Source organism: Streptomyces sp. NBC_01006, from assembly GCF_045162725.1.
In the GTDB taxonomy this organism is placed as follows: Bacteria; Actinomycetota; Actinomycetes; order Streptomycetales; family Streptomycetaceae; genus Streptomyces.
Genome location: NZ_CP108700.1, coordinates 1,657,059 through 1,681,482 on the forward strand (window position 1 = coordinate 1,657,059; position 24,424 = coordinate 1,681,482).

The window sequence follows — 24,424 nt, forward strand, 5'->3', positions numbered from 1 at the left end:
CTGATCCTGAAGGAGCTGCCTAGGCGCCTCGGCGGTCCCTCAGCGGTTCGCCTCGACGGCGCAGGACCTGCGGCGCCCGCAGCTCATGGGCGAGCAGACGCTCGGCTGCGGCTGCGCGCTGCACCGGGTCGAGCAGGGCCAGGGCCGCGAGCAGCCGTTCGGCTGTGGCCTGGTCGACGCTCTCCTCCTGGTTCCCGTCCTGCTCGCTGCTCCCGTGACCGAGGAGCCGCCCGGTCTCGGCATCCAGCGGGGCGTGCGCGCCGATGCCGTCGTCGCGGGCCCCGGCCGAGCGGCGCAGCGGTTCGGCGGCCTGCTCCGGAAGCAGGCCGGCGTAGCGGGGCAGGTCGGCGTCGTCTGCGATGAGCAGCAGGTGCTTGGCGATGAGCCCGGCCTCCGGGAAGGGGGTGCCCACCGCGAGGGGGGCGAGCGTCTCGGGCGCCAGGCCGAGGACGCAGCCGGCGTGCAACAGCACCTCGCGCACGCGCCCGGAGCCGGGCGCGTCGGGCAGCAGGGCCGCCGTGCGCTCCAGAAAGCCGGTGAGCACCTTCTCGGGTCCGGCGGTGTCGGCCTGGTCGCCACCGCGGTAGTAGCACGCCAGGTACCCCTGCCACCAGGCCAGCTGCACGGCGTACAGCTCGGCGATCGTGACTTCGTAGGCGTCGTGGGCGAGCAGCCCCTCCTCGGCGAGGGCCTTGAGCGCCGGGACGAGGTCGCGGTAGACCAGCCGCACCCAGGTGTGCGGCGAACGCTGGATCCCCCAGCACTCGCCATGCGCGTGGTCGCCCAGCAGCTCGGCAAGGCTGACCTCCCCGGCGACGAACTCGGTCCGGAGGCCCGTCGCGGTGGTCTCGAAGCGATAGAGGTGGTCGGAGGTGAGCGGCGCTCGCGGGGTGGGGAGCGCATGATCGATCAGCTGCTCCAGTTCCTGGTACTGCAGCTGGAGTTCTTCGAAGGCGATACCGAGGCTCGGATACAGCGGGTCGGCGAACCGGACCTTGATCTTGGCGATCTCCTCCGACAGCGCCTGGTAGAGGAAGACCTTGTCGAACCGGTAGCTGAACGAGAGCCCGACATAGGGGAAGACAGTGCAACTACGGCACTCCGAGCGGTGGCCGACCTCCTCGTCGCGTACGCGCACGAACTCCTCGTCCTGCACCAGTTCGCGCAGCGGGCGGTCCCACGGCACCGAGTTGTCGAACGCGTGGTAGCAGGGCAGCACCAGGCGTCCGTCCGGGCCTACGGTGAGGATTCGCTTGTTGGCGAAGCAGGCCGTGGGCGCGGTCGGATCCAGGTTCTCCATGTACTTGCGGAAGTGCAGGTTGATCAGTGCGAACGGCTCGTGGAGCAGCCGCATCAGCTCGGCGGCGATCGGTCCGCCGACCGGCCCCGAGCCTTCCATGCGGTCCGCCCGCGCGGCAACGGTGTCGTTGAGCGGCTTGCCGTTCTGTTCGATCAGCTTGAGCTTGCGTGCCGTCCTCTGCATGTCACGGACGGTGTCCTGCTCGTCGAAGTACTCGAACATCCCGGAGAAATAGATGGTGATCCGGTTCTCGTGGGCGAAGCGCAGCAGCTCCGGCATCTCGTCCACGTTCTCCCGGGTGACGACGCAGATCAGCTTCAGGTTGCCGGAGCCGGTGGCGATGATGCGCTGGATCACGTCCAGGGCCCGGTCCAGGGTGGGCACTCCGCGGATCTGCCGGTACCGCTCGGGCCTGAGCGTGTCCAACGAGATGTTCATGGTGTCGACGTACGGCACGATCGCGTCGATGTGCTTGGCGAACCGGATGCCGTTGCTGGTGACCTCCACCGTCATTCCGAGGGACTTGGCGTACTGGACTATCCCGTCGATGTGCGGGTGCAGCACCGGTTCGCCCCCGGTGAAATCGACATAGCGGACGCCGAGTTCGTGCAGCTCGTCCAGAATCTGACGGGCCCGTTCCAGGGTCAGCTCCTCGTAGCCCTTGAACTTGTCGTCCTGCCATACGTTGCAGTATCCGCAGAGCGAGTTGCAGCGGAAGGTGACGTAGAAGCGGGCGGACTGCAGAATGCCGGGCGCGCCGGCGGTCGTGCATGGGGTACTCGCGGTCACTGTGTTCGTTCTCCGTCTGTATGTGCGGCAAGGTCGAGCAGGTTTGGATGTCGGTGACGTGGGCGACGCAGTGTTCGAGCGGGCGGTGCAGAAGCAGGGGGTCGATCACGTCGGTGCCCAGCCGGGTGAGGCTCTCCTCCACGCGCCGCAGCACACTCTTGCCGCGCAGGTCGTACGGGCCGGGCCGGTCGCCCTCGGCCAGGCGGATGCCGCACTTGGACTGCAGTTCGATCCGCTCGCGCAGCCCGGGCGCGCCAGCACCTCGCCGAAGACCGCCTCGGACTTCCCGGACCGGTGGATGTCCGCGCGGTCGAAGTGCGTGATCCCCGCTTCCAGCGTGGCCTCGACGGCGGCCTCGGCGTGGTCGATGTCCTGGGCGGTGTAAGGGGCCGCGGTCCCGGCCGCCCCCCCGGGCCCGTACAGCCGTACAGCAGCCGGCCACGACGCGCTGGCTCCGTGTTCCGCATGCCGGTGGGACCGGTCGGGGCGGTCATCGCTCGTCGCTCTCCTTCACCGCGTCGGCGAGCATTTCGGCGAGGACGAGTACCGGGAGCTGGGTGTTCGCCGCAGGAGCGGTGGGCAGGATGGAGGCGTCGGCGACCCGCAGGTTGTCCACACCCCGCACCCTGCCCTCGCCGTCGACGACGGCCGCCGGGTCGTCGGGGTGTCCCATGGCGCAGGTACCCACCGGGTGCCAGTACGTGCCGAGCCGGGCGCGCAGCTCCTCGTCCGACAGGTCGCGCGACGGGCGGCCCGCGACGGGGCCGGCCAGCGGCTTGAAGGCAGCGGTCGCGGCGAGCCGCTCCACGAGCTGCAGGCCCGAGCGGAGCGCGGCGGCGTCGCGGCCCGCCGGGTCGGTGAGGAAGGCCGGGTCGATGTCCAGGCGGGCGTGAGGGTCGGCCGAGCGCAGTCGTACCCGGCCGCGCGAGCGGGGTTTCATCAGGAAGGCCGAGATGCCCGCCTCGTACTCCCCGGGCGGCAGCGTGCCGAACAGCGGGTCGCCCGCGGAAGGCAGGATGTGCAGGTCCCAGGAGTCCCCGGGACAGACCTCACTGGCCGCCCGGATCAGCATCCGGCTGACGTACAGCTCGCCGGCCCCTTCCTTGGCCGCCAAGGCGGCGTTCAGCTCGGCCGTCGGGGTCAGCGGTACGAAGACACCAGGTTGGTCGACGAGGTTCGCACCCACGCCGGGCAGTTCGATCGAGGGCCGGATCCCGGTCTCCCGCAACTCGTCGGCGGGGCCGATGCCGCTGCGCAGCAGCAGCGCGGGTGAACCGAAGGCGCCGCAGGCGACGAGGAACGTGTCCGCCGCCAGGGTCTCGCGCCTCCCGTCCACGACGACCTGGACGGCCCGGACCCGCCCGTGGCGCACGGTCAGCAGGTCCGCCGTGGCGTTGCCCAGGATCGTCAGGTTGGGCCGCGACCGGGCGTGTTCGAGGTAGGCGAAGGCAGCGTTCCAGCGGAGGCCGTCAAGTGCGTTGATCAGCGGGGTGCCGCAGCCGGTCCCGCCCGAAGTGGCCACGTCCACGTCCGCGTAGCCGAGTTCACGAGCCCCCGCCAGGGCAGCCCGCGCCCAGACGGAGATTTCCCGCTCCGGTACGGTCCGCAGCCGCATCTGCTCGACGGCCCGCAGCCGATACGGCTCCATGGCGGCAGCCGACCACGGCCGGCCGCCCGCATCAGTCCACTCCTCGTGGTCGGCTGCCGAACCCCAGGTGTGCCAACAGCCGTTGACGCAGGAGGAGCCGCCCAGGACACGGGCGCGAATGCGGTGCACCTCAGTGCCGCGCTCCCAGACGTCGTCGCGCGGCAGGGAGCGGGCGTCCAGCAGCGTGTGCGGCCAGGCACCCCGGTCGGGGCCGTAGTCCGGACCGGCCTCCACCAGGCACACCGTCCGACCGGGGTCCTCGCTCAGCCGGGAGGCCAGCACACAGCCCGACACTCCCCCGCCGACGATCACGACGTCGTATCCGGACGGTGAGGCGGCAGCGAATGCGGACGCGCCGCTCGTCGTACGCGTCATACGAGGTCACCGGACGTATCGGCACCCGCGGCCGTCTCGGACGCGGACCGTGCCTCCAGCCTGGCCACTTCGGCGAGGAGCTCGGCACTTGCGATGGTGTCGGTGCGTGTCGACGGCACGGTACAGGCGTACGCACCGGCGACCGCCCCGTACAGGGCACACCGCCGGAGGTCTTCGCCGTTCAGCCAGCCGAACAGGAAGCCGGAGGCGAAGGCGTCGCCCGCGCCGTTGGAATCCACCACGGGGGCCGGGGGCGTGACGGCGGGGACGTGCACCAGTTCGCCGTCGGCCAGGAGGTAGGCGCCCCCGGCTCCGGCGGTGGCCACGACGGCCCGGGCCCGGCCGCGCCGGGCGATGTCACGCATGGTGCGCTCGGGGTCGTCCAGGGCGGTGGTGGACAGGAAGACGAGGTCCGCCGCCAGGGCGAAGGGCTCGTGGTACGGGTTGGCGCCGTCCCAGTCGTGCAGGTCGGTCGAGAGGGTCACCCTGGTCTCCCGCAGCACGGGCAGCGCGAGCGCGCACGGATAGGTGATGACGACGTGGGCGTGACGGCTGACGGCGGCCAGGTCCCGAACCGTCGCCTCGGGCAGCCGGTCGGACTCCTGGGAGCGGCTGTCGTCGTACAGGGACAGCCGCCGGCCGTCGGGTCCGACCAGGTTGACGGCGCGCTTGGTACCGCCGGGCAGAGGGACCTCGGTGAGGGAGATGCCCCGGTCTCGGTGGAGTGCGCGGACCAGGTCGCCCTCGTGGTCTTCGCCGATCATGTCCAGGTGGTGGGTGCGCAGGCCCAGGCTGCTCACCCCGAGCGCGACGAAGTCCCCGCTCTGTCCCGCTCGGGTCTCGATGCCGGGCCGGATCATGTAGCTGTCGGCATAGGGGAGCGGTAGCTCGGGGACGTGGACGATGGTGTCCACGCCGGCGCCACCCAGGACGAGGACATCGGTCTCGGTGCTCATGGGTCTGATCGTTCCTCTCGGTCGGGGAGATGTATCCGGGGAGGTGAATCAAGCGTCCGCCTTGTGCCGGCGGCAGTGTGCGGAGGAATTGCGCCGGCCGCCCCTCGCGGGTGGAGGGCTCTGGCGGGGCCGGCGGTCAGCCGTGCGGAGCGGCCGGGGTGGTGGACAGGTCGCGGTAGACCTCGGCGACCGCGCGCGGACCCTCATGCGCGAACAGGTCCTCCAAGGGGAGTGGAAGTCCTTCCGGTCCGGCCACGGGCAGGCGCCAGTTGGGGTACTCGTCGGACGTGCCGGGCAGGTTCTGCGGGCGGCGGTCCCCGACGGTGTCGGGCAGCCAGACGCCCAGGAGCTTCGCGGGTGTCCGGGCGAGAAAGCCGTGCAGGGCCAGGGCTTCGCGGCTCGGAACGCGGTCCGCTTCTCCCTCGGGGCACGTGTCCCGGCCTGCTTCCCCGTCCGGTCCGAGAGCGCCGGTTCTCCGCAACTCGGCCAGCCAGCCGTCGCGTTCGGCCTCGGCCGCTGCCCGCGCCTCCGCCTCCGGCTGGGTGAGCAGGCCCAGGCGGTCGTGCAGCCGGATGTGCTCGCCCTCCAGCCAGGCTGCGGTGCTGGGCAGGTCATGGGTGGTGAGGGTGGCCAGGCAGTCGGCGCGCCAGCGCTCGGGCGGCAGCGGCCCCGAGCGCTGCTCCGAGCCGCCGAGGTACTCGAACCGCAGCACGGAGGTGCCCAGGATGCCTCGGTCGGCCAGCTCCTCGCGCACCCCGGGCTCCACGGTGCCCAGGTCCTCGCCGATCACCAGACTTCCGGCCCGGTACGCCTCCAGGGCGACTACCCCGAGCAGCGCTTCGTGGTCGTAGCGGACGTACGTACCCTCCCCCGCCCGCGCGCCCTCGGGGATCCACCAGAGCCGGAACAGGCCCATGATGTGGTCCAGGCGAAGCGCGCCCGAACGGCGCAGCGTGCCGCGCAGCACCTCGGCGAAGGGGGCGTATCCGGCCCCGGCGAGGGTGTCCGGGCGCCAGGGCGGCAGCCCCCAGTCCTGGCCGTTCCGGTTGAAGTCGTCGGGCGGACAGCCGACCGTCACGCCACGGGCCAGGTACTGCTCGAACTGCCAGGCGTCCGCGCCCTCCGGGTCGACGCCGACCGCGAGGTCGTGCATCAGCCCTATCTCCATTCCCGCAGCTCTCGCCGCGTGCTGCGCCCCGGCGAGTTGCTCGTCGACCAGCCAGGCGAGTCTGCGGTGGAACTCGACGCGGTCGGTGAGCGCGGCACGGGCGGCATCGATCCCGGGTCCGGCGGGGCTGCGAAGCCCGGTCGGCCAGGAGCGCCAACGGGGGCCGTGCACCTCGGCGATCGCGCACCACAGGGCGAAGTCCGCGAGGCCCTGACCCCCGGCGTCGGCGTAGCGCCGGTACGCCTCCTGGCGGGCGGGGCTGAGCGGGGTGCGGTGCACCAGTTCCAGGGCCCCCAGCTTCAGCGCGCGAGCGGCCCCCCGGTCGATGGGGCCGCCCGCGAGTACCTCATCGTTCAGCTCCCGCGCGCGAGCGAGGAGTCGGGCCGCATGCTCCCGGTCCGCGGGCGACAGGGCGGCGAATTCGGGGACGGCCTCGATCCTCAGGTTCATCGGATCGGGATGACGCCGGGTGCTGGGACGGTAGGGGGAGGGGTCGGGCAGTGGTCCGGGCACGTACGCGTGCAGCGGGTTGAGAAGGACGAAGCCGGCACCGAGACCACCGGCCCAGCCCACCAGCTCGGTCAGGTCGCCGAGGTCGCCCAGGCCCCAGGAGCGGCGGGAGAGCACCGAGTACAGCTGCACGAGGAAGCCCCAGCCGCGCCGGTCGGGGCCCTTCAGCCTCTCGGGAGCAACCAGAAGCGGTACGGCCTCGGCGCGCGTGCCGTGCACCGCGTGCAGGATGTGGCGGCCGACCGGCAATTCGGCCAGTTCCCCGCCGTGGGCGCTGACGTGGTGGCGGCGGCCGTCCTCCGTGTCGACCCACAGCTGGGACCCGGACGGGGCGACCGGGGCCGCCGGAGGCCGCCCGGCGCGCACCACCACGCAGGGCGGCAGCAGGTGCCCGGCAAGGGCCTGCCTGCGTTCGGCCAGTGCGTCGCGAATGCCGCCGGGGGTACTCGTATCGACGTCGAGTGCGCCGAGCACGGCGTGCAGGGTCTCCGGGGAGACGTCGACCCTGCGGCCGAGATCGGTGGTGTAGTGCGTGGCGACGCCGTGGAGGCGGGCCAGGTCGGTCAGGTCACGTGCGACTCGGGGGCCTCGTGGCGTGTGGCTGCCACGGATGACGGGCATGGTTGCGGCTCTCCCTCGGAGGGTGGACGGTCAGAGGTGGGTCGAGGCGGGTTGCGCCGCGTGCGCGGGCGGGAAGAGGCGCTCCAGAACCACCGCGACGCCGTCCTCCTCGTTGGTCGGGGCGATCTCGTCGGCGTGACGGCGCAGTGCGGCGTGGGCGTTGCCCATGGCGACGCCGTGGGCCGCCCATTCGAGCATCGGGATGTCGTTGGGCATGTCGCCGAACGCAACGGTGTCGGCGGCGCTGAAACCCAGCCTGCGGGCGGCCGCAGCCAGGCCGGTCGCCTTGCTGACTCCGGCGGGCAGCAGTTCGACCATGTCCTCCCCGGAGTGGGTGACGGCGATCCGGCCGGCGCAGACCCGGTGCGCCAGTGCGGCGAGAGCGTCGTCGTCCAGGCGGCGGCTGCGGATCAGCACCTTCTCCACGGGTCGGGTCCACAGGTCGGTGTGGCCCTCGACGAGCCGCCAGCCGTGCCGGACGCGCTCCCCGAAGCCCGGGGTGACCAGGAACTCGCCGGACAGGCCTGCGGTGACCACGCCGAGCTCCAGCGGTCCGGCCGACTCGGCGATGCGTTCCACCAGCTCCCTTGCGGTGGACCGGTCCAGGGTTGCCGAGGACAGGAGCCGGTCCGCGCCGACGTCGTAGAGCTGAGCGCCCTGACCGCATACCGCGAGGCCTCGGTAGCCCAGGGGCTCCAGCAGGCTGCGGCAGCCGGCGGCCGGGCGGCCGGTGACCACCAGGTGGCGGGCGCCGAGCGCCGTGGCCCGGACCAGTGCCGTCCGAGTGCGCGGGGAGACGCTGAGGTCGCCGCGGAGCAGCGTGCCGTCCAGGTCGGTCGCGACGACCGCGAAGCGGGCCGGGCGGCTGTAAGGGGGGAACGTCATCGCCCGGCCTCCCCGCACCGGCTGCCGGTCTCCCTGTACCCCGTCCCGCCACAGGTTCCCTCGCTCCGCACCTCCTCGTGCAGCGTCAGCAGCGTGTGGGCGGCCAGCGTGGCAGCGTCCGTGATCCGGCCGGCGCGGACGAGCTCGCGCCACTCCCCCGGGTCGGCCGAGCGCTGGCACATGTCCGCCTCGGTGGCCTCGCGTTCGGTCTCGCCCGGGATCAGCCCCTCCGCAAGGTAGACATGGCAGCCCTGACACGCGTAGCCGTATGCGACGTGTACGAGGCCGAGGTAGGTCATCCGGGTGGCCCGCAGCCCGGTCTCCTCGCGCAGTTCGGCGCGGGCCAGGTCGAGCGGGGCCTCGCCGACGTGGCCCTCGGGCCAGGAGCCCTGCGGGAACTCCCAGTAGCGCCCGCCGACCGGGTACCGGTACTGCTCGACCAGGTGCACGGTGCCGTCGTCCTGACGGGGGATCACCAGTGCGTAGTCCGGTTTCTCGACGACGCCGTACACGCCGGGGCTGCCGTCGGGACGGCGGATGTCGTCCTCACGGACGGTCATCCAGGGGTTCCGGTAGACCTCACGGGAACGGACGGTTCGGATCACGAGGCGGCCTCCATCAGGTCGCGGGCCCCCTCGACGACTCCGCGCACCCGCAGCCCGTGCTGGAGCAGGAAGTCGTCCAGCAGGGTGCTGGTCAGGCAGGTATGAGTGGGGCGGCTGGCGTACCGGCCGTGCGCCTTGGGCACCCGGACCACCCGGGAACGCGGCACGCCCAGGCCGTCGGCGATGATCTCGGCCCATGCCGCTCGGGAGACGCGGTCGGGGCCGCCGAGGTGCAGGAGGCCGGGCGTCCCCGCGGTCAGGGCAGCGGCGCTCACGGCGGCGACGTCGTCGACCAGCACCGGGGTGGTCCACTGATCGTCGGGGGCCTCCACCCGCTCCCCGCCGCGCAGCCGGTGGGCGCAGGCGGCGAAGAAGTTGAGCCACTTGGCGGAGTCCGCAGGTTCCCAGCCGTAGACCAGACTGACCCGCAGCACGGTCGCGTCGCCGGCATCGCGCACGATGCGCTCGGCCGCCAGTTTCGCCCGTCCGTAGGCATTGGCGGGCGCCGTGGCGGCCGATTCGTCATTGACCGGGGAGGTGCCGTCGAAGACGTTGTCGGTGGAGATCAGGACCGTACGGCGGCCGGGCGCGGCCGCGGTGAGGTTGGCCGCCGCCGCGGCGTGCAGCTCGGCGGCGCGCACCGGATCGGCCTCGCACCAGGTGACGTCGGACGGGCCGTGCACCAGGACCAGCCGGTCAGGCCCTACCTCCTTCACCGCGCGGGCGCAGGAGGCCGCATCAGCGGCGTCCAGGCGCACCCAGGGCCCGGACTGCCGCGCGGGCGGGCGGCGAGAGGCCAGGACCGCGGTGTCGCCGCGCGCGGTGAGCCGGGCGGCGACCGCCCGGCCCACGAAACCACTGCCGACGACCAGGGTGGTCGAGCCGGGCATCGGCGCGCTCGTGGCCGTGATGCGGGTCATGCCGCCGTCACCTCCCTGCGCCCGTCGTCCGTCGCGGCGAGCAGCCGTCCGGCGCCGATGAGCCCGTGGTCGTCGTCGGGTGCTCCGAGTTCGACCATCCGCCGGATCTCCGCCGAGTCGAGGCCGAAGCAGCCCAGGCGCTCCAGCTCCTCGGTGAGCAGTTGGACATAGCGAGGTCCGACGGCCAGTGCGAAACCACCCATCAGGATGTAGCGGCGTACACCGATCGAGGTGAAAACGGAGGTGACGGCGGAGGCGAGGTGGGCCAGACCGCCGCGCAGCACCGCCGTCGCGAGGGCGTCCCCGTCGCGCACGGCTGCGACCAGCTCCGCGTTGTCGAGCAGCTCGGGGTCGGGTGCCACCTCGGCGAGCGACGATCGGGCGTAGCCCTGCGGGTCGGCGAGGGCGGCCCGGCGGGCCGCGGCGAGCATGCCCCGGCCGGAGGCGATCCCCCCGAGGTGGCCACGTCCTCCGCAGTCGCACAGGGGCGCGTACGGCGAAGGGTCACACGTCCAGTGACCCAGTTCGCCGCCGTGGCCCTCGGCGTCGAGGAGCACCTCCCCCGCTCGGTAGACCTTGCTGCCGATCCCGGAACTCACCGTGATCAGGCAGAACGGTTGCTCGTCCGGTCCTGTGGCATAGCGCCACACGGCGGCCGTCAGGTCGTTGACCACGACGACAGGGATTCCGAGGCGCTCCTCCAGCAGGTGACGGAGGGGCAGGGGTGCCCCGCGCTCGCCCCAGACGGTGGGAGCGGTCACCACACGGCCGTCGGCGGTGACCGGTCCGGCGAAGGCGACGGCGAGCGCGTGGCTGCCGTGCCGCTCGACGGCCTCGGCGGCGACGACGGCCAGCTGCTCGACGACCCTGGACTGCAGGACGGACACGGACGCCCCGGGGCGGCGGGCCATGCCGTCGGTGGGCATGCGGCGGACGTCGGAGACCGTGTTCGTCCCGGCGCAGTAGCGGGCGATCCGCAGGGTGGTGCCGCCCAGGTCGACGACGGTGAAGGCGCGTTCAGGCACGTGGTCCTCCGGTGGGTCCGGTGACGGCGGGCCGATCGTCCTCGGTGGCCGCCTGTCCGGTCGCGGTCTCGCGACGGGGTCCTGGGGCCTCCGCGGTTCCGGGGGTGTGCGGGGCCGCCACGTACTGCACGGTGCCGTCCTCCAGCACGATCGCCGAGTCGATCTCGGCGCCGGCGGGCACACGCGCGCCCGGCAGCAGCACGCTGCGGCGCACGCGTGCCCCGGCGCCGACACGGACGCCGGGGAAGGCGACACTGCGCTCGATCCGACCGTGGTTGACGAGGTCGGCGGGAACCATGCTGCGGACGATGCCGGGGGAGGCGGAGACGATCCCGCGCCGCACGGACGGCATCACCGTGAGGGGAAGCTGATCAGGTGTCAGAACCGCACCCTCCGCCAGGAGCGTCTGGTGGGCCCGGTGGTAGCGGTCGACCGTGCCGATGTCCTCCCAGTGACCGGGGACCTCGTGGCCGAGGATGCGCTCGCCTCCCGCGAGCATGGCGGGAATGACGTCCCGGCTGATGTCGTGCTGCCAGTCGGTGCCGTCCAGCCTCTCCAGGTAGTGGTGCAGGCGGGCCGCGTCGAAGACGCAGAAGGCGGCGAAGACGAGGTCGCTGGTGGGCTCGGCGGGCTTCTCCACGAACGCGGTGAGCCGCCCCGCTCCGTCGAACTCGACCATGCCGAAGAGGTGGACGTACCGTCGCTCGATCCGCTGGTAGGCGAGGGTCAGTGCGGCACCGGAGCGGCGGTGGGCGACGATCAGCGGACCGTAGTCGAAGCGGTAGACGTGGTCGGCGTGCAGCACCAGCACCTCGGAGGTGCCGGGCCCGAAGAGGTACGGGGCCTTGCGGATCAGCGCATCGGCCGTGCCGCGCTCCGGCGGACCCGGGCAGACCGGCGGGCGGTACCCGGCGCCTTCGCGGTACGCCCGGTCGTACGGACCGAAGTGCACCCGGAAGCCCGGCCGCCACCAGGTGCGGTGCAGGTCGTCCATGAGGTGCTGCTCCTCGTACTGGGAGAGAAGCAGCACCTCGCCCAGAGCGGATGCCTCGGCGTTGGCCAGCGAGAAGTCGATCAGCCGGCAGGAGCCGCCGAAGGGCACCAGCGGCTTGAGGCGGCCGTGGCCGAGTCTGCCCATCCTGCGGCCCTCGCCGCCCGCCAGCAGGACGGCGCGCACTCCGTCAACCATGGCGCACCACGTCCCAGGTGGAGCGGCCCGAGGTCAGGGTGAGCAGCAGGTGCAGGTCCCCTCCGGCATCCGGTGGTTCACAAGTGAACTCGCCTGGTCCGGTCCGTTCCAGAGGAAGTACCGTCACACCCCCGCGCCCGGGGGCCGGAGGGGCGAGGCGGACCAGCTCGACGCGTTCGGCGTGCGGCAGGCGGTACACGATCCGGCCGTCGGTGAGCGTGCAACGGCCGTCCAGAAGGGCGCGCAGTTCCGGGACCACATCGGCGGCGTACTCGCAGCGGGCGAAGTCGGCGCGCTCCCAGGCGGTGTCGAACAGAGCGCGGGCCGCGGGCCCGTCCAGCGGGCGGCAGCGCCGGTACGTCTCGGCGTCGCCGAGCCGGGCGGCGGCCTCGGCGATCGCGTCGCCATGGGTCTCGTACGCCTCGTCGGGCAGCAGGTCGAACCAGCCGTGCCGCAGCAGCAGTTCGACGCCGATCGCGGGCCGCCGCCCCTCCTGGAGCGCGGTGAAGGCCTCCAGGTGGAGGCGGGCGGCGCGCTCCCAGGTGAACCGCCGTGCGGTGGCAATGGCGTTGGTCCGCAGCCGGCGGTACTCCTCAGGGCGCTCGCGCAGCAGGGTCGCGCCCTGGTGGATGCGCCGCGCGAGAGAGTCGGCCAGGAGCGCGTCGTCCTCGGCGAAGGAGCGGTGGACGGCGAAGCCGGTGGCCCGTGCGGCGTCGGCGCCGTCCAGCGGGTCGGCGACGTGCCCGAAGTGGGCCATGCCCAGCTGGGCGGTGGCGATCGGGACGGCGCCGGCGGCCATCGCCTCGCCCTGGGCGATCAGGAAGGTGTCCATCTCGAACTTGGACGGGAAGACGCAGTAGTCCGATGAGGCGGCGTACTCGACGATCCGGCGCTCGTCGACGCGTTCGCACTCCAGGTGGATGCGGCCCTTGTGGCGCTCGACGACCTCGCGCACGTAAGGGTCGTCGATGCCGCCGTCGCTGAGGCAGCGCAGGATGAAGTTGGCCGCCAGTCCCTCGCCGAGGACCCGGTCGACGGCCCGGAACAGTTCGACCTGGCCCTTGTGGTTCACGGCGTAGCGGGCGTTGTGGAAGAACGTGGGCAGGGCGGGGTCGAGGCCGAGGCCGGCGAGGACGGAGGTGCGGTCGACGGCCGGCCGCTCCGGCGTGGTCCAGCCGGCGCCGATGGCACAGCCGCCGACGAAGCTCTTGTGGGCGTTGCGGCGCACCGTGTCATGGACCGGCAGCCGGGTGAAGAGCTGCTCGAAGGGGGTGTCGGCGAAGTCGGTGTAGAACTCCAGGTGTCCGGGCGAGAGGAAGTCGACCAGGTCCGCGTGCTCGGCGACCATGTCGTAGACGCGGACGTGACCGGGCCCGTACTCGTAGTGCAGGTGGGTGCGTTGCTGGTAGGCGCTCATGACCGTCTCGTACTCCGTGCGAGGGCGGTCGGGGGACTCGTCCTCGGCGGGCAGTACGTGCGGGACGCCCAAGAACTCCAGGAGCCGTTCGACTTTGGGACGGTAGACCTTCTTGGTGATCGGCATGTTGCTCTGGACGGTCCCGACCACGCGCTTGGCCGGGTCGTCCCGGAAGGCCGCCGGCATCAGGTAGTGGTAATACGGTTCGTGGGCGTGGAGGAGTGCCTCCTCGTCCCCGAACCGGTCGCGTACGAAACGGATGGTGTCCACCTGATAGGCGAGCGGCTTGAAGAAGACCAGGTCCCGCCCCTTGGTGTCGTACGGCGGGTAGAACCGGTCCGGTAGCTCGTCGAGCAGTTGGTTGGACAGGAAGTACACGTCGATCCCATCGAGGCGGAGCCGGTGGGCGGTGGTGGTCAGCGGGACGCTGACCACGGCGGGGAAGCGCTCACCCCACGTGTGCGGGTCGAGGACGAGAGGCAGTTCGTAGCGGTCCTCGTAGTCGAGCCGTTCCAGGTCGTACGAACCGCGCAGGTCGTCGAGGCGGCCGTGGGCGGGGGTGACGACGGAGACACGGTGGCCTTGGTCGGCCAGCGCCTTGGAGAGGTTCCAGAGATAGACGGATATGCCGCCCTGGAGGAAGCGGTGGTCGAAGCCCCCGCACTCGAAGTAGGTCTCAATGATGTGCACGGGTGCCGGTCCTCATCGGGCGGCCGGGAGGGCGCTGGCCTCCACGGCATGCCGCAGGTTGATCGCCGCGTGGTATGCGCGGTCGTGGGCGTACGCGTAGTCCAGCTCGTGAATCAGACGGCGCAGCCGGAACAGCCGCCGGGCGGGGTGGCCTGAGAGGGCTGGGCCGTCGTCGACGAGCAGGTCTCCGGCACGGGCTGCCCAGAGCCGGGCGGACGCGCGCAGCCGGTCCAGCTCGCCGAGCTTCTCCGGCGTCCAGCCGGGAGTGTCGGGACGGACGCCCGCGGCCTGGAGGAGGGCCGCGCGACAGGTGTCCTCGGGATCCATGCCGAGGGTGTCCGCGGCCTGGTCGGTGAACTCGTCGGCGGTGAAGATCTCCAGGCCGCGCGTGAGTGCGGCCAGGTCCTGCCAGGGCGACTGGGCGGTCGACGGGTCGGCCGGGTCCAGGATCGGGGTGGACAGGTCGATGAGACGGAAATCCCATATACCGCCGGGGAGTTCCTGACACAGTACGTGGGACAGGTGCAGGTCGCCGTGGCAGGGGCCGACGGGCCATGGCCGCGGTGGCAGGTCGGCGATCCGGGCCAGCTCGCGGGCCATGCCGGTGGCGGCGGCTTCCCTCACCTCGACCGGGATGCGGGTGTCGGCGAGGATCAGCGGGGTGAGTGCGCCCAGCTTCCCGGCCGTTTCCCTGAGGAAGCTGTCGGCCGGGAAATCGGGGTGCGGGGCGAGCCGTTCGGCGAGCTCCTGGTGGAAGCCGCGCAGGAATCGACCGGCGGCACGCAGGAGCGCCGTCAGGTCCTGCTGCGATTCGGTGACGGCAGCCCGAGGGCCGGTGCCCGCGTGCAGCAGGGGCCACAGGGCCCGGATGCCTGCCCGGAGCGGCACGTTCAAGCCCTCCCCCTCGGCGTAGCGGTAGAGCACTCCGAGGGGTTCGCGGCGTCCGGTGGCGGTGTCCACGTAGGCGTACTCGCCGACGGGCTGCTGAGTGCGGCCGCTGCCCACCATCAGGCGCAGCAGCTCGGGCTCGCGGGTGCCGTCGCCGATCCGGCGGTAGGCCTTGTGGGCGTGGGCCGTGCCGCCGAGGTCGAGCAGGGAGAGGGTGTTGGAGCACCAGCCGGGATCGAAGGGCAGCTGCCCCTCGTACGGGGCGGGTTCGCCGCGGAACTCGATGACATTGCCACGACGGGTGGTCACCCGCAGTCCTTCGCGCAAGGCGTTCACGACAAGCCGGTCGAAGGCTGCGGTGCCCTCGGCGCCACGGCCGGGATCGGCGTCGAGAACGGGAACGAACCAGCGTGTGGCGGTGCCCGCGCCCTGGCTGCGCTCGGAGGCAGGGCCTCCCGGGGTGGCTTCCGGGGTGCCGACGATCAGCAGCCGGACCTCGCCGAGGGTGGCCTGGTCGAGGAGTACCACGTGGCCGGAGTGACGGGTGCTCTCGTCCATCCAGGGGGCGGCACGCAGCAGTTCGACCGTGGCGGGCGGTGGCCCGCCGAGCAGCAGGGTGTCCAAGGTTCAGCTCCCGGTCATCTCGTAGCGGTCGACGCCCCGGTGCCAGACGGCCAGGGCGAGAATCACCAGCCCACCGGTCACCACGAAGAGCCAGGGCAGCATGCGGGTGTGCCCGAACAACAGGTATGTCGCGGGGACGTAGGCGGTGAAGGCGTAGGGCAGCAGCCAGGTCAGCAGCCACCGCAGGGACGGGTGGTAGAGGTCGAGGGGGTAACCGGAGAAGTCACCGAGCTGGTTGGCCGCGTACAGAGCCGGGAAACTGCTGGTGGTCCAGAACGCGAGCGATGCGAAAAGCGTCTTGATCGAGGCGAGGATCAACGCGCCGCACAGGACCAGCAGTGCGGCGAACAGCAGCTCCCCGACGCCCAGGTCGAGTCCCAGGTGGGCCGCGGCGTACCAGGCCAGGGCAGCTCCGGTGAGCAGTTCCCCGAAGCCGTCCGGGTAGAGGAAGCGCTCGGACAGCAGCGAGAACAGCGGATGGACCGGCCGGATGAGGTAGCGGAAGAACTCGCCGTTCTGCACCAGCTTGCGGGCCAGGATCCACAGCTGGTCGGTGAACATCCGGTCCAGGCCGCGCGGCAGGAACGAGAAGCCCAACAGGAACAGCACCTCGTGGTAGTGCCAGCCGGCGATCAGGGGAACCTGCCGGAAGATCACGCCGATCACGGCGACCTGACCGATCACACGCAGCAGTAGTCCGCCGGCGCCGAGGATGAAGTCCATGCGGTACTCGGTCAGCCGGTTCACGCTGATGGCGCTCAGATGCCAGGTGAGCCGGATGTAGCGGGCGGCGGTTGCGAGCGGTCTCATCCGCCGAGCACCTCCAGGCGGCGCACGGCACGGCGCCAGGCGAGAGCGGCCAGCACGGTCAGCGCCGCGGCCCAGGCCAGCTGGACGGCGAGGATGCCTGCGGCGTCGACCGGACCGTCGTACCGGCCGAGGAGCAGCCGCAGCGGTCCGTCGACCATGCCCTGGAAGGGCAGCACGGACGCGACGGCGGCCAGTGGCCCGGGCAGCAGCGCCAGCGGGACGACCTGCCCGGCGAAGAACGCGACGACGCTGTCCTTGACGATACGGACGCCCCAGACATTGGTGGTGACGAACCCGGCCAGCCCGACCAGCAGATTCACGGCGAAGCCGATCACCAGCGACAGACCGGCCGAGCACGCGAACAGCAGGACACCGGGCCAGGTCGGGGTGGTGAGCGGCAGCAGCAGCGCGTAGAGGAGCACCACCGGCACCGCGACCAGGGTGGCGTTGGTCAGCGAAACCGGAAGGCCCGCGGCGAAACGGGCGAGTGGATAACTGACCGGCCGCAGCAGCGAGACGGCGATGTCACCGCGCTGGACCTCCCCTGCGACCTCCTCGTCCACCCGGTTGGCCTGCAGCAGGCCGAGCACCTGGGCCAGTAGCACATACGTGGTCAGGCGGGGCAGGTCGTAGCCACCCGGCAGGCCGCCCTCGCGGCCGGCATACACCGCGCGCCACAGGAAGACCTGCACCCCGACCGCGGCCGTCGCCGTGAGGGCGTTGATCAGGAAGGTCGAGCGGTACTGGAGCAGCCCCTGCAGACTCGCCGTGGCGAACGGCGTGTAGCGGCGCAGAGTGGCGGTGGCTTTCGTACCGGCCCACCTTCCTTCGCGTGAGCCGGCCGCCCCTGACGGACCCGGCCGCCCCTTCGTCCCGTGGCTTGACGTCGACATCAGGCAGCTGTCTCCCGCATCCCGGCGGACGGTCCGTTGCCGCTGCCGGTGTAGATGCGGCGCAGCACCATCTCTAGGTCCGGTTCGGGGGCCACGCAGTCGGTGACGTCGAAATGCTCCAGCAGGAACCCCATCACCTGGCGGGCCGACCATCGGTCGGCGGGGTACTCGACCTTGATTCGGCCGCCGTCGACCAGGGTCGCCGACGCCCCGTCAAGATGTGCCTCGATCAGTGCGGTCCCGCGGTCGGTACTGCCATGGCCGACCTGGTGCTCCGGCTGTTGACGGTGCTCGAAGACCACCGCGCGGGTGTCGGCGGTGCGCAGCAGCTCGTGCATGGTGCCCCGGTGCACCACCTCGCCCCGGTTGACCACCAGCACCTGGTCGCAGATGGCACTGATGTCGCCCATGTCGTGGCTGGTCAGCATCACGGTGGTGCCGAGTTCGGCGTTGGCGCGGTTCACCAGTTCGCGGACCGCTTCCTTCAGGACCAGGTCGAGGCCGATGGTCGGTTCGTCGAGGAACACCACCTTCGGGTCGTGCAGGAGACTGGCCGCGACCTCGGCGCGCATCCGCTGGCCGAGACTCAGTTGCCGCACCGGCGTGTTGCCAAGGGCGCCGAGGTCCAGCACGTCCCGGTAGAGGTCCATGTTGCGTCGGTAGACGGCGTCGGGGATCTCGTGGATACGGCGCAGGATCCGGAAGGAATCCAGTACCGGCAAGTCCCACCAGAGCTGGCTGCGCTGGCCGAAGACGACCCCGATGTTGGCCGAGTTGCGCCGCCGCTCCCGGTACGGCTCCAAGCCCGCCACCACAGCGCGGCCCGAGGTTGGACTCATGATGCCCGTGAGCATCTTGACGGTGGTGGACTTGCCCGCTCCGTTGGCGCCGACGTACGCGGCCTTCGCCCCGGCGGGGATCTCGAAGGAGACCCCGGAGACCGCGCGCACCAGCCGGTACTCCCGGCTGAACAGGGTGCTGAGGCTTCCGAGCAACCCGGGCTTCCGCTCGTGGACCTTGAACTCCTTTGCCAGGTTCTCCGCGACGATCACCGCTCGGCTCCCGTGACGCGTTCCAGGGCCCGGCCGAGGAGGGCGATGCCTTCCTCCAGCAGGTCTCGGTCGATGGTGAACGGCGGGGCGAGCCGGATGATGTGGCCCCCGATCGAGGTCCGCAGCCCCAGATCGAGCGCGGCCAGGTAGACCTCGCGGGCGATCTCGGGCGCGGGTTCACGGGTGTCGCGATCGCGTACGAACTCCAGCCCGTACAGCAGCCCTACGCCTCGCACATCGCCCAATACCGCATGTTTTGCCTGCAGTTCGACAAGCCCTTCGCTCAACAGGGCACCGAGGACGTCGACCTGCTCGATCAGGGTGTCGCGGCGGACGACCTCTAGCGTGGCCCTGGCCGCGGCGATGCCCAGCGGGTTGTTGGAATAGGTGGAGGCGGTGGAGCCCGCACGGCCCACCTGCGGGTGGCGCAGCACGTCGGAGCGACCGGCCAGCACGGCGAACGGAAAGCCCGAGGCCATGCCCTTGGAGAGGGCGACCAGGTCCGGCTCGATGCCGAAACGCTCGGCGGCCAGAAAGGTGCCGGTGCGTCCGCCTCCGGTGAGGACCTCGTCGGCGACCAGCAGCACGCCGTGCTCACGGCAACTGTCGGCGATCTGCTCCCAGTAGCCGGGCGGAGGCACGATGACGCCGGCCGCACCGAGCACCGGCTCGAAGACCAGCGCGGAGACATTGGACTTCTCGGCGATGTGCCGGCGTACGAGGGTGGCACAGCGCACCCCGCAGGACGGGTATGCGAGTTCGAGCGGGCAGCGGTAGCAGTAGGGGGAGTAGCCGAGGACGCTGTTGCCCGCGAAGGCCTGGTTGCCGATGTCCCAGTGGACGAGCATGCGGGCACCCTGGGTCTTGCCGTGGAAGCCGTACCGCAGTGCCCCGACCCGGTTGCGGCCGGGCTCGGCGACGGCCTGGACGGTGCGCAGTGCGGCCTCGACGACCTCGGCGCCGGTGGAGAAGAAGGAGTAGGTGTCGAGGTACTCCGGCAGCAGGTCGGCGAGCAGGTCGCACAGGCCCGCGCGGTCGGCAGTGGCGAAGTCGTGGACGTTCCACAGGCGGGCGGCCTGTTCGGCGAGCGCCGCGACGACTTCCGGGTGGCAATGCCCGAGCGACTGGGTGAGGGTGCCGGCCGCGAGGTCGATGTACTGGTTGCCGTCCAGGTCGGTGAGGACCGCGCCGCGGCCCTCGACGAAGACGCGGCGGCCCAGCGCCGACTCCTCCGAGGCGCCGGGGGCCAGCCGCGCCGCCTCCCTGTCCAGCTGTTCCAGCTGGCGGGGGCCGGTCACCGGGCACCATCCAGCGGACCGACCTCGAAGACCAGGAGCTTGAGTTCGGTGTCGCCGTCGTTGGCCAAACCGTGCTCTCCGTAGGGACGGTTGGTGATCACGTCTCCCTCGCGCACGCCGAACTCCGCACCGTCCAGAGTCATTCGGCCACGGCCGGAGAGGATGACATACGTCTCGTGGTCGTCGGCGTGCCGGTGTAACCCGATGGAGGTGTGCGGGGGCAGCACGACCAGGTCCACGAAGGCGATCGGCGCCGGGGCCTCCTCCCGGCGGTAGGCGCGGTGGGCCAGGATGGTGCCGTTGCCGCCGTGGTCTCCGGTGACCTCGCGCAGCAGCCCCTCGTACAGGTTGGTGATCCTGGCACGGGTGGGTCCGGGAGTGGCGGGGTCTGCGTGCGGGTGCGTCGGATCCGGCTGGGCGGGGCTCATCGGGGTGCGGCTCCAAGGGGCTGTCTGTATACGGCTGGTCGGACCGGGGCGAGGGAGACCGGAGCAGACCGTGCGGCCGGGGAACGCGGCGTCGTCACATACGCCGAGGAGGCCCCTGTTGTCCGGCGAAGGCGGGAACCGCACGGGCGGGCGCCGCCGGTTCTGGGGGGGGCGGAGGGGGCACCGAGGATCCGGGTGGACCCCTCAGCGCACCGTCACAAGAGGGGCGGACTGCGCCTTGGCCCGGGCATCGAGTGCCCGCAGCGCCTCGTCCAGGGCGCCGGCCGGGATGTCGTCCAGGTCATCCACGAAGACCCCGGAGCCGATGCCCTCGGGCACCACGAGGTGCAGTCTGCGTCCCCGCCGCTCCCAGGAGTCTTCCAGGGCTCGGTTCATCAGGTCGGGGGTGCAGGTGCCGGCGTCGTGGACGGGCAGACCCAGCGCGATGAGCAAGCTGAGGATCCGTTCGCAGTCCTCGGCGTCGATCAGGCCCAGGACCCGGGCGAGCTGGCTGGAGAGAGCCATGTCGATCGCGACGGACTCGCCGTGCGCGATCCGGTATTCGCCGGCCGTCTCGATCACAGGGCCGAAGGTGTGGCCGAAGTCGGCCAGGCGGGCCAGGTCGTGCTCACGAAGATTGGGGCAGAGCTCCTCCATCATCAGAGCCATCGAGGTACGGATCACGTAGTCCTCGACGCCGCGCCTCCCGAGGCCCGCCTGGGTGAGCCAGGCCGACGAAGGGTCCGGCCGCTGAAAGACCTCCGGGCACTCTTCCAGCACCCTGAACAGGGCGGCATCCTTGATGATCGCCATCTTGGCTATCTCGCCGAGCCCGCAACGTATCTGGCGGGGGGACAGAGTCCGGAGGAAGGCGCGGTCGTTGAGGGAGGCATGCGCCGGGTGGTAGGCGCCAAGCATGTTCTTGATGCCGAGGGCGTTGACGCCGGTCTTGACGCCCACGCCCACGTCGACCTGGCCGACCAGCGTGGTGTTGACCTTCATGTAGCGCACGCCCCGGCAGTAGATCGCCGCGGCGAAGCCCACCAGGTCGCAGGTGACCCCTCCGCCGACGGCCAGCATCACTCCGCGTCGGTCGAGCCCTGCCAGCTTGGCCCGGGCACAGATCTCCTCGACCGACGCCATGGTCTTACGCTGCTCACCGCCCTCCAGAACGACCGCGCTCCAGCTGTCCGGGGCGAGTCGGGCCCCGAGGTAGGCACGCAGCTGCTGCCCGTAGAGCCGGTCGACGGTCGGGCTGAGGAAGGCGACCACCCGGCGGCCCTCGCAGTAGTCCGCCAGCAGGGGGTTTCCGGGGGCGAGGACGTCGTTCGCCAAATCGACGCGGTACGAGGTTCCGTCCGGTGCATGGAGTGTGAAACCTCTGTCGTCGCCTAAGACTCCCGGCTGCACAACAGATGCCTGCGCCGTCACAACACTCCTCAGATAGGTCGGTCGGATAGCCGGACTGGCCGTCATTGGTGATCGACCGAGGCTAAACAGTGATCGTCTTCTGTTGCAAGGAATTAACGAAAGCGTCAGTGGGTTCTTGCAGGGGCGCGGCATGCCGGGCCGACGCCGGCTGCCGGGCAGGCCCCGGCCCCACTGCACCCTTGCCCCGCCCTGGGTGCGGTCATGAGCCCGCCGACGTGCCCGAACTGCTCGACCGGGAGGTCGCCGTCAAGGTACTCCGCGCCTTCACCGACGCCTCTGCAGCCGAACTGGCCGATCGGCGGACCCGGATGCAGCGCGAGGCGCAGGCCGCGGCCCGTATCCGGCACAGCAGCGTGGCCACCGGGCACGACGTGACCGAAGAGCAGGGTATGCCGGTCATCGTCATGGAACTCGTCGACGGGCCCTCGCTCGACGAGACCTCGCCGAAGCGTCCCGTCCCCTGGAGGATGTCGGCTGGCCCCTGAAGGTCGGATCCCGGTTGATCGACTGGACGGCCCCCACCCCCGGCATCGAGGCAGGCCTGCGCTTCGACACCGTGGTCAAGCCGGGAAGCGTCCTCCCGGCCTGGACCGTCTGGGGCGGCAACACACTCGCACACGGCCAAGGCCATCGGCAGCCGCAGCACACCACCGCCACCGCACCCCGCCTTCCGACACAGGCCGCCGTGGCCCGCCCCCCGGCATCGACGCCCCGGCCCGCACCCAGGCGCTGGACTCCAGTCAGCCGACGAAAGAGTCGGGCCCGACGGACCCGCGGTACGGCGGTATCCCCGGTGGGTGGCACAGTGGACTCCACGGTCTGCCGTGCCCACCAGAGTATCCGCAGGTCAAGGGGCTGACCATGGGACCTACATGACGTAGGTCCCGAGGTCGTCGGCCTCGACGATCCCGGGGAACGAGCCGCCCTCACGCAAGGGTGTGACATAGTGCGTCGCTGTCACTTCTGTAAGCCTTTTCCCAGGGTATCCATTCATCAAGCCTTGCAATCAAAGGGACACTCGCCGCTCCCCGACGCGTACCGAGGGACTCCCAGCGCCAGAGTAGGCGCCGTGATCGTCGCGCCCCACCGGGATTCCGGGCCGTCGCCCGCGAACGCCGCCTGATGCGGCACTAGAGACGCAGTGCAGTCCGGATGAGGTCGGCGACGGCTCTGGACCGGCTGTGCGATGGCCAGGCGATCACCGTGGTGACCGTCGGCGCGTCCAGCACGGGCACGGCGGCGAGGTCGTCGTGCAGTTGGGCTCGGCACGACTCCGGTGAGACCGCGCAGGCACGGCCGAGCGCGACGAGCTGCAACAGCTGCGCGTGGTCGCGAACTTGCGGGCCGGGGCCGGGAGCGTACGTACCGTCGGGCTCGGGCCAGCGTGGCAGGGGCAGGCCCGGCAGCCCGGTGATGTCGGCCATGTGCACATGGGGCCGGACGGTGAGCGGATGCCCGGCCGGCAGGACCACGACCTGGCCCTCCGTGCTGAGCTCCTCGGTGTCGAACCCGGCCGTCGAGTCGAACGGCCGGTGCAGCAACGCCACATCGGCCCGGCCCTCGCGCAGCAGCCGTCCCTGCTCGGCCGGGCCGCACAGGATGACGTCGACGGGCACCGCGCCGGGTTCGGCGGCGTACGCGTCGAGCAGCTTCGCCAGCAGCTCGCTGGACGCGCTGGCCTTCGTGACCAGGACCAGGCCGGGATGGCCGGTCGCGGCAAGGGCGGCGCGGCGGGTGCGGCGCTCGGCGGCTTCGACCACGTCGAGGGCGGCGCGGCCCTCGGCCAGCAGCACCGCGCCGGCCTCGGTCAGCGTGACGGTACGGCTGGTCCGATCCAACAGCGCCGCCCCGAGCCGCCGTTCGAGCTGCTGGATCGCCCGCGAGAGGGGCGGCTGTGCGATCCCGAGCCGCTGCGCGGCGCGCCCGAAGTGCAGTTCCTCGGCGACCGCGACGAAATAGCGCAGTTCCCGCGTCTCCATACGACCACGGTACTCCGGATCCATACCCGGACGGTATCGCCGCCCACCCGATCGGTCTTGGACCTCCCGCCGGCTCCGCAGGCAGCATGATTCCCATGAGTGAACGAACGATTGCGCTGGTCACCGGCGCGAACAAGGGAATCGGCTACGAGATCGCCGCAGGCCTGGGCGCCCTCGGCTGGAGCGTCGGCGTCGGCGCCCGCGACGATCAGCGCCGCCAGGCCGCGGTGGAGAAGCTGCGCGCGGCCGGCGTCGACGCGTTCGGCGTACCGCTGGACGTGACCGACGACGCGAGCGCGAGCGCCGCCGCGCGACTGATCGAGGAACGGGCCGGGCACCTCGACGTGCTCGTCAACAACGCCGGCATCAGCGGTGGCATGCCGCAGGAGCCCACCCAGGTCGATCCCGGCACCATCCGGACGGTCGTGGAGACCAACGTGATCGGCGTCATCCGCGTGACCAACGCGATGATGCCACTGCTGCGCCGCTCCGCCTCACCGCGGATCGTGAACATGTCCAGCAGCGTGGGCTCCCTCACCCGCCAATCAGGACCCGCTGCAGACCAGACGGCAGGTCCTGCGGCCGTGGCGTACTCGCCATCGAAGACGTTCCTGAACGCCGTCACCCTCCAGTACGCCCGGGAGCTGAGCGGCACGAACATCCTGATCAACGTCGCGTGCCCCGGCTACGTCGCGACCGACCTCAACGGCTTCCGCGGCGTACGGACCCCCGAACAGGGCGCGGCGATCGCGGTCAAACTCGCGACCCTGCCCGACGACGGCCCGACCGGCAGGTTCTTCGACGACGCCGGCGAAGTGCCCTGGTGACGTGCACGGCGGACCGAGGCCGGGTTCGGCAGTTCCACGCCGGCGACACGGCGCACACAAGAACTGAACAGACCTTGGTGGCACCGCAAATGGCCG

At 71.4% G+C, this 24,424-nt stretch carries 20 protein-coding genes and 1 pseudogene; 2 read left to right on the plus strand and 19 right to left on the minus strand.

Translation table 11 applies throughout. The annotated features are described in order from the left end of the window. Positions 1 to 19: 19 nt before the first annotated feature. The 18 genes from OG509_RS07420 to OG509_RS07505 form a co-directional block, all read right to left on the minus strand. Positions 20 to 2,089 (minus strand): radical SAM protein, encoded by a 2,070-nt coding sequence (locus OG509_RS07420; RefSeq protein ID WP_406181109.1) that lies wholly within the window; start codon positions 2,087 to 2,089, stop codon positions 20 to 22. Between the two features lie 105 nt (positions 2,090 to 2,194). Beyond that, the gene (locus OG509_RS07425; protein ID WP_406187500.1) at positions 2,195 to 2,512 is read right to left on the minus strand and encodes an aldo/keto reductase; all 318 of its coding nucleotides are present in this window, start codon (positions 2,510 to 2,512) and stop codon (positions 2,195 to 2,197) included. A gap of 67 nt (positions 2,513 to 2,579) precedes the next feature. Next, positions 2,580 to 4,112, minus strand: coding sequence for a GMC family oxidoreductase (locus tag OG509_RS07430; RefSeq protein ID WP_406181111.1), 1,533 nt, complete (start codon positions 4,110 to 4,112; stop codon positions 2,580 to 2,582). Then, positions 4,109 to 5,068, minus strand: a complete 960-nt coding sequence (locus tag OG509_RS07435; RefSeq protein WP_406181112.1) for an adenosine kinase — start codon at positions 5,066 to 5,068, stop codon at positions 4,109 to 4,111. Before OG509_RS07435 ends, OG509_RS07430 begins: the two co-directional genes overlap by 4 nt. A 136-nt stretch (positions 5,069 to 5,204) precedes the next feature. After that, entirely contained in the window at positions 5,205 to 7,367 is a 2,163-nt protein-coding gene (gene malQ, locus OG509_RS07440) for a 4-alpha-glucanotransferase (protein WP_406181114.1), read from the minus strand. A gap of 30 nt (positions 7,368 to 7,397) precedes the next feature. Beyond that, positions 7,398 to 8,252, minus strand: coding sequence for an HAD family hydrolase (locus tag OG509_RS07445; protein ID WP_406181116.1), 855 nt, complete (start codon positions 8,250 to 8,252; stop codon positions 7,398 to 7,400). Beyond that, on the minus strand, positions 8,249 to 8,857 hold the full coding sequence (locus tag OG509_RS07450) for an NUDIX domain-containing protein (RefSeq protein ID WP_406181118.1): 609 nt from the start codon (positions 8,855 to 8,857) through the stop codon (positions 8,249 to 8,251). Before OG509_RS07450 ends, OG509_RS07445 begins: the two co-directional genes overlap by 4 nt. Next, the gene (locus OG509_RS07455; RefSeq protein WP_406181120.1) at positions 8,854 to 9,777 is read right to left on the minus strand and encodes a sugar nucleotide-binding protein; all 924 of its coding nucleotides are present in this window, start codon (positions 9,775 to 9,777) and stop codon (positions 8,854 to 8,856) included. Before OG509_RS07455 ends, OG509_RS07450 begins: the two co-directional genes overlap by 4 nt. Continuing rightward, a complete protein-coding gene (locus OG509_RS07460) occupies positions 9,774 to 10,802 on the minus strand; it encodes an ROK family protein (RefSeq protein ID WP_406181122.1) in 1,029 nt (342 codons plus the stop codon). Before OG509_RS07460 ends, OG509_RS07455 begins: the two co-directional genes overlap by 4 nt. Next, positions 10,795 to 11,991, minus strand: coding sequence for a sugar phosphate nucleotidyltransferase (locus OG509_RS07465; RefSeq protein ID WP_406181124.1), 1,197 nt, complete (start codon positions 11,989 to 11,991; stop codon positions 10,795 to 10,797). The genes OG509_RS07460 and OG509_RS07465 overlap by 8 nt, the downstream gene beginning before the upstream one ends. Further along, positions 11,984 to 14,098, minus strand: coding sequence for a glycogen/starch synthase (locus OG509_RS07470; RefSeq protein WP_406181126.1), 2,115 nt, complete (start codon positions 14,096 to 14,098; stop codon positions 11,984 to 11,986). Before OG509_RS07470 ends, OG509_RS07465 begins: the two co-directional genes overlap by 8 nt. A 12-nt stretch (positions 14,099 to 14,110) precedes the next feature. Further along, the gene (locus OG509_RS07475) at positions 14,111 to 15,610 is read right to left on the minus strand and encodes a phosphotransferase (RefSeq protein WP_406181128.1); all 1,500 of its coding nucleotides are present in this window, start codon (positions 15,608 to 15,610) and stop codon (positions 14,111 to 14,113) included. Positions 15,611 to 15,613: 3 nt separating this feature from the next. Then, entirely contained in the window at positions 15,614 to 16,420 is an 807-nt protein-coding gene (locus OG509_RS07480; RefSeq protein WP_406181130.1) for an ABC transporter permease, read from the minus strand. Further along, positions 16,417 to 17,313, minus strand: coding sequence for an ABC transporter permease (locus OG509_RS07485; RefSeq protein ID WP_406181132.1), 897 nt, complete (start codon positions 17,311 to 17,313; stop codon positions 16,417 to 16,419). Before OG509_RS07485 ends, OG509_RS07480 begins: the two co-directional genes overlap by 4 nt. Next, entirely contained in the window at positions 17,313 to 18,365 is a 1,053-nt protein-coding gene (locus OG509_RS07490; protein WP_406181134.1) for an ATP-binding cassette domain-containing protein, read from the minus strand. Before OG509_RS07490 ends, OG509_RS07485 begins: the two co-directional genes overlap by 1 nt. Continuing rightward, complete coding sequence (locus tag OG509_RS07495) at positions 18,362 to 19,663, minus strand: aspartate aminotransferase family protein (RefSeq protein ID WP_406181135.1); 1,302 nt, start codon at positions 19,661 to 19,663, stop codon at positions 18,362 to 18,364. Before OG509_RS07495 ends, OG509_RS07490 begins: the two co-directional genes overlap by 4 nt. Further along, the gene (locus tag OG509_RS07500; RefSeq protein ID WP_406181137.1) at positions 19,660 to 20,091 is read right to left on the minus strand and encodes a cupin domain-containing protein; all 432 of its coding nucleotides are present in this window, start codon (positions 20,089 to 20,091) and stop codon (positions 19,660 to 19,662) included. Before OG509_RS07500 ends, OG509_RS07495 begins: the two co-directional genes overlap by 4 nt. Before the next feature lie 204 nt (positions 20,092 to 20,295). Beyond that, complete coding sequence (locus OG509_RS07505; protein WP_406181139.1) at positions 20,296 to 21,426, minus strand: sedoheptulose 7-phosphate cyclase; 1,131 nt, start codon at positions 21,424 to 21,426, stop codon at positions 20,296 to 20,298. 275 nt (positions 21,427 to 21,701) lie between these two features. On the opposite strand from OG509_RS07505, the pseudogene OG509_RS07510 reads away from it, so the two are divergent. Then, positions 21,702 to 21,974 (plus strand): annotated as a pseudogene (locus tag OG509_RS07510) (serine/threonine protein kinase); the annotation flags it as partial. Positions 21,975 to 22,652: 678 nt separating this feature from the next. On the opposite strand, the gene OG509_RS07515 reads toward OG509_RS07510, so the two are convergent. After that, a complete protein-coding gene (locus OG509_RS07515) occupies positions 22,653 to 23,501 on the minus strand; it encodes a LysR family transcriptional regulator (protein WP_406181141.1) in 849 nt (282 codons plus the stop codon). A 95-nt stretch (positions 23,502 to 23,596) separates the two neighbouring features. On the opposite strand from OG509_RS07515, the gene OG509_RS07520 reads away from it, so the two are divergent. Continuing rightward, positions 23,597 to 24,328 (plus strand): SDR family oxidoreductase, encoded by a 732-nt coding sequence (locus OG509_RS07520; RefSeq protein ID WP_406181143.1) that lies wholly within the window; start codon positions 23,597 to 23,599, stop codon positions 24,326 to 24,328. Positions 24,329 to 24,424 lie beyond the last annotated feature (96 nt).

Bases quoted from the DNA above. Each gene is read 5' to 3' on its own strand.
- OG509_RS07430 (WP_406181111.1), bottom strand. From the start codon at position 4,112: ATGACGCGTACGACGAGCGGCGCGTCCGCATTCGCTGCCGCCTCACCG.
- OG509_RS07435 (WP_406181112.1), bottom strand. From the start codon at position 5,068: ATGAGCACCGAGACCGATGTCCTCGTCCTGGGTGGCGCCGGCGTGGAC.
- malQ (WP_406181114.1), bottom strand. From the start codon at position 7,367: ATGCCCGTCATCCGTGGCAGCCACACGCCACGAGGCCCCCGAGTCGCA.
- OG509_RS07445 (WP_406181116.1), bottom strand. From the start codon at position 8,252: ATGACGTTCCCCCCTTACAGCCGCCCGGCCCGCTTCGCGGTCGTCGCG.
- OG509_RS07455 (WP_406181120.1), bottom strand. From the start codon at position 9,777: ATGACCCGCATCACGGCCACGAGCGCGCCGATGCCCGGCTCGACCACC.
- OG509_RS07465 (WP_406181124.1), bottom strand. From the start codon at position 11,991: ATGGTTGACGGAGTGCGCGCCGTCCTGCTGGCGGGCGGCGAGGGCCGC.
- OG509_RS07480 (WP_406181130.1), bottom strand. From the start codon at position 16,420: ATGAGACCGCTCGCAACCGCCGCCCGCTACATCCGGCTCACCTGGCAT.
- OG509_RS07485 (WP_406181132.1), bottom strand. From the start codon at position 17,313: ATGTCGACGTCAAGCCACGGGACGAAGGGGCGGCCGGGTCCGTCAGGG.
- OG509_RS07500 (WP_406181137.1), bottom strand. From the start codon at position 20,091: ATGAGCCCCGCCCAGCCGGATCCGACGCACCCGCACGCAGACCCCGCC.
- OG509_RS07515 (WP_406181141.1), bottom strand. From the start codon at position 23,501: ATGGAGACGCGGGAACTGCGCTATTTCGTCGCGGTCGCCGAGGAACTG.
- OG509_RS07520 (WP_406181143.1), top strand. From the start codon at position 23,597: ATGAGTGAACGAACGATTGCGCTGGTCACCGGCGCGAACAAGGGAATC.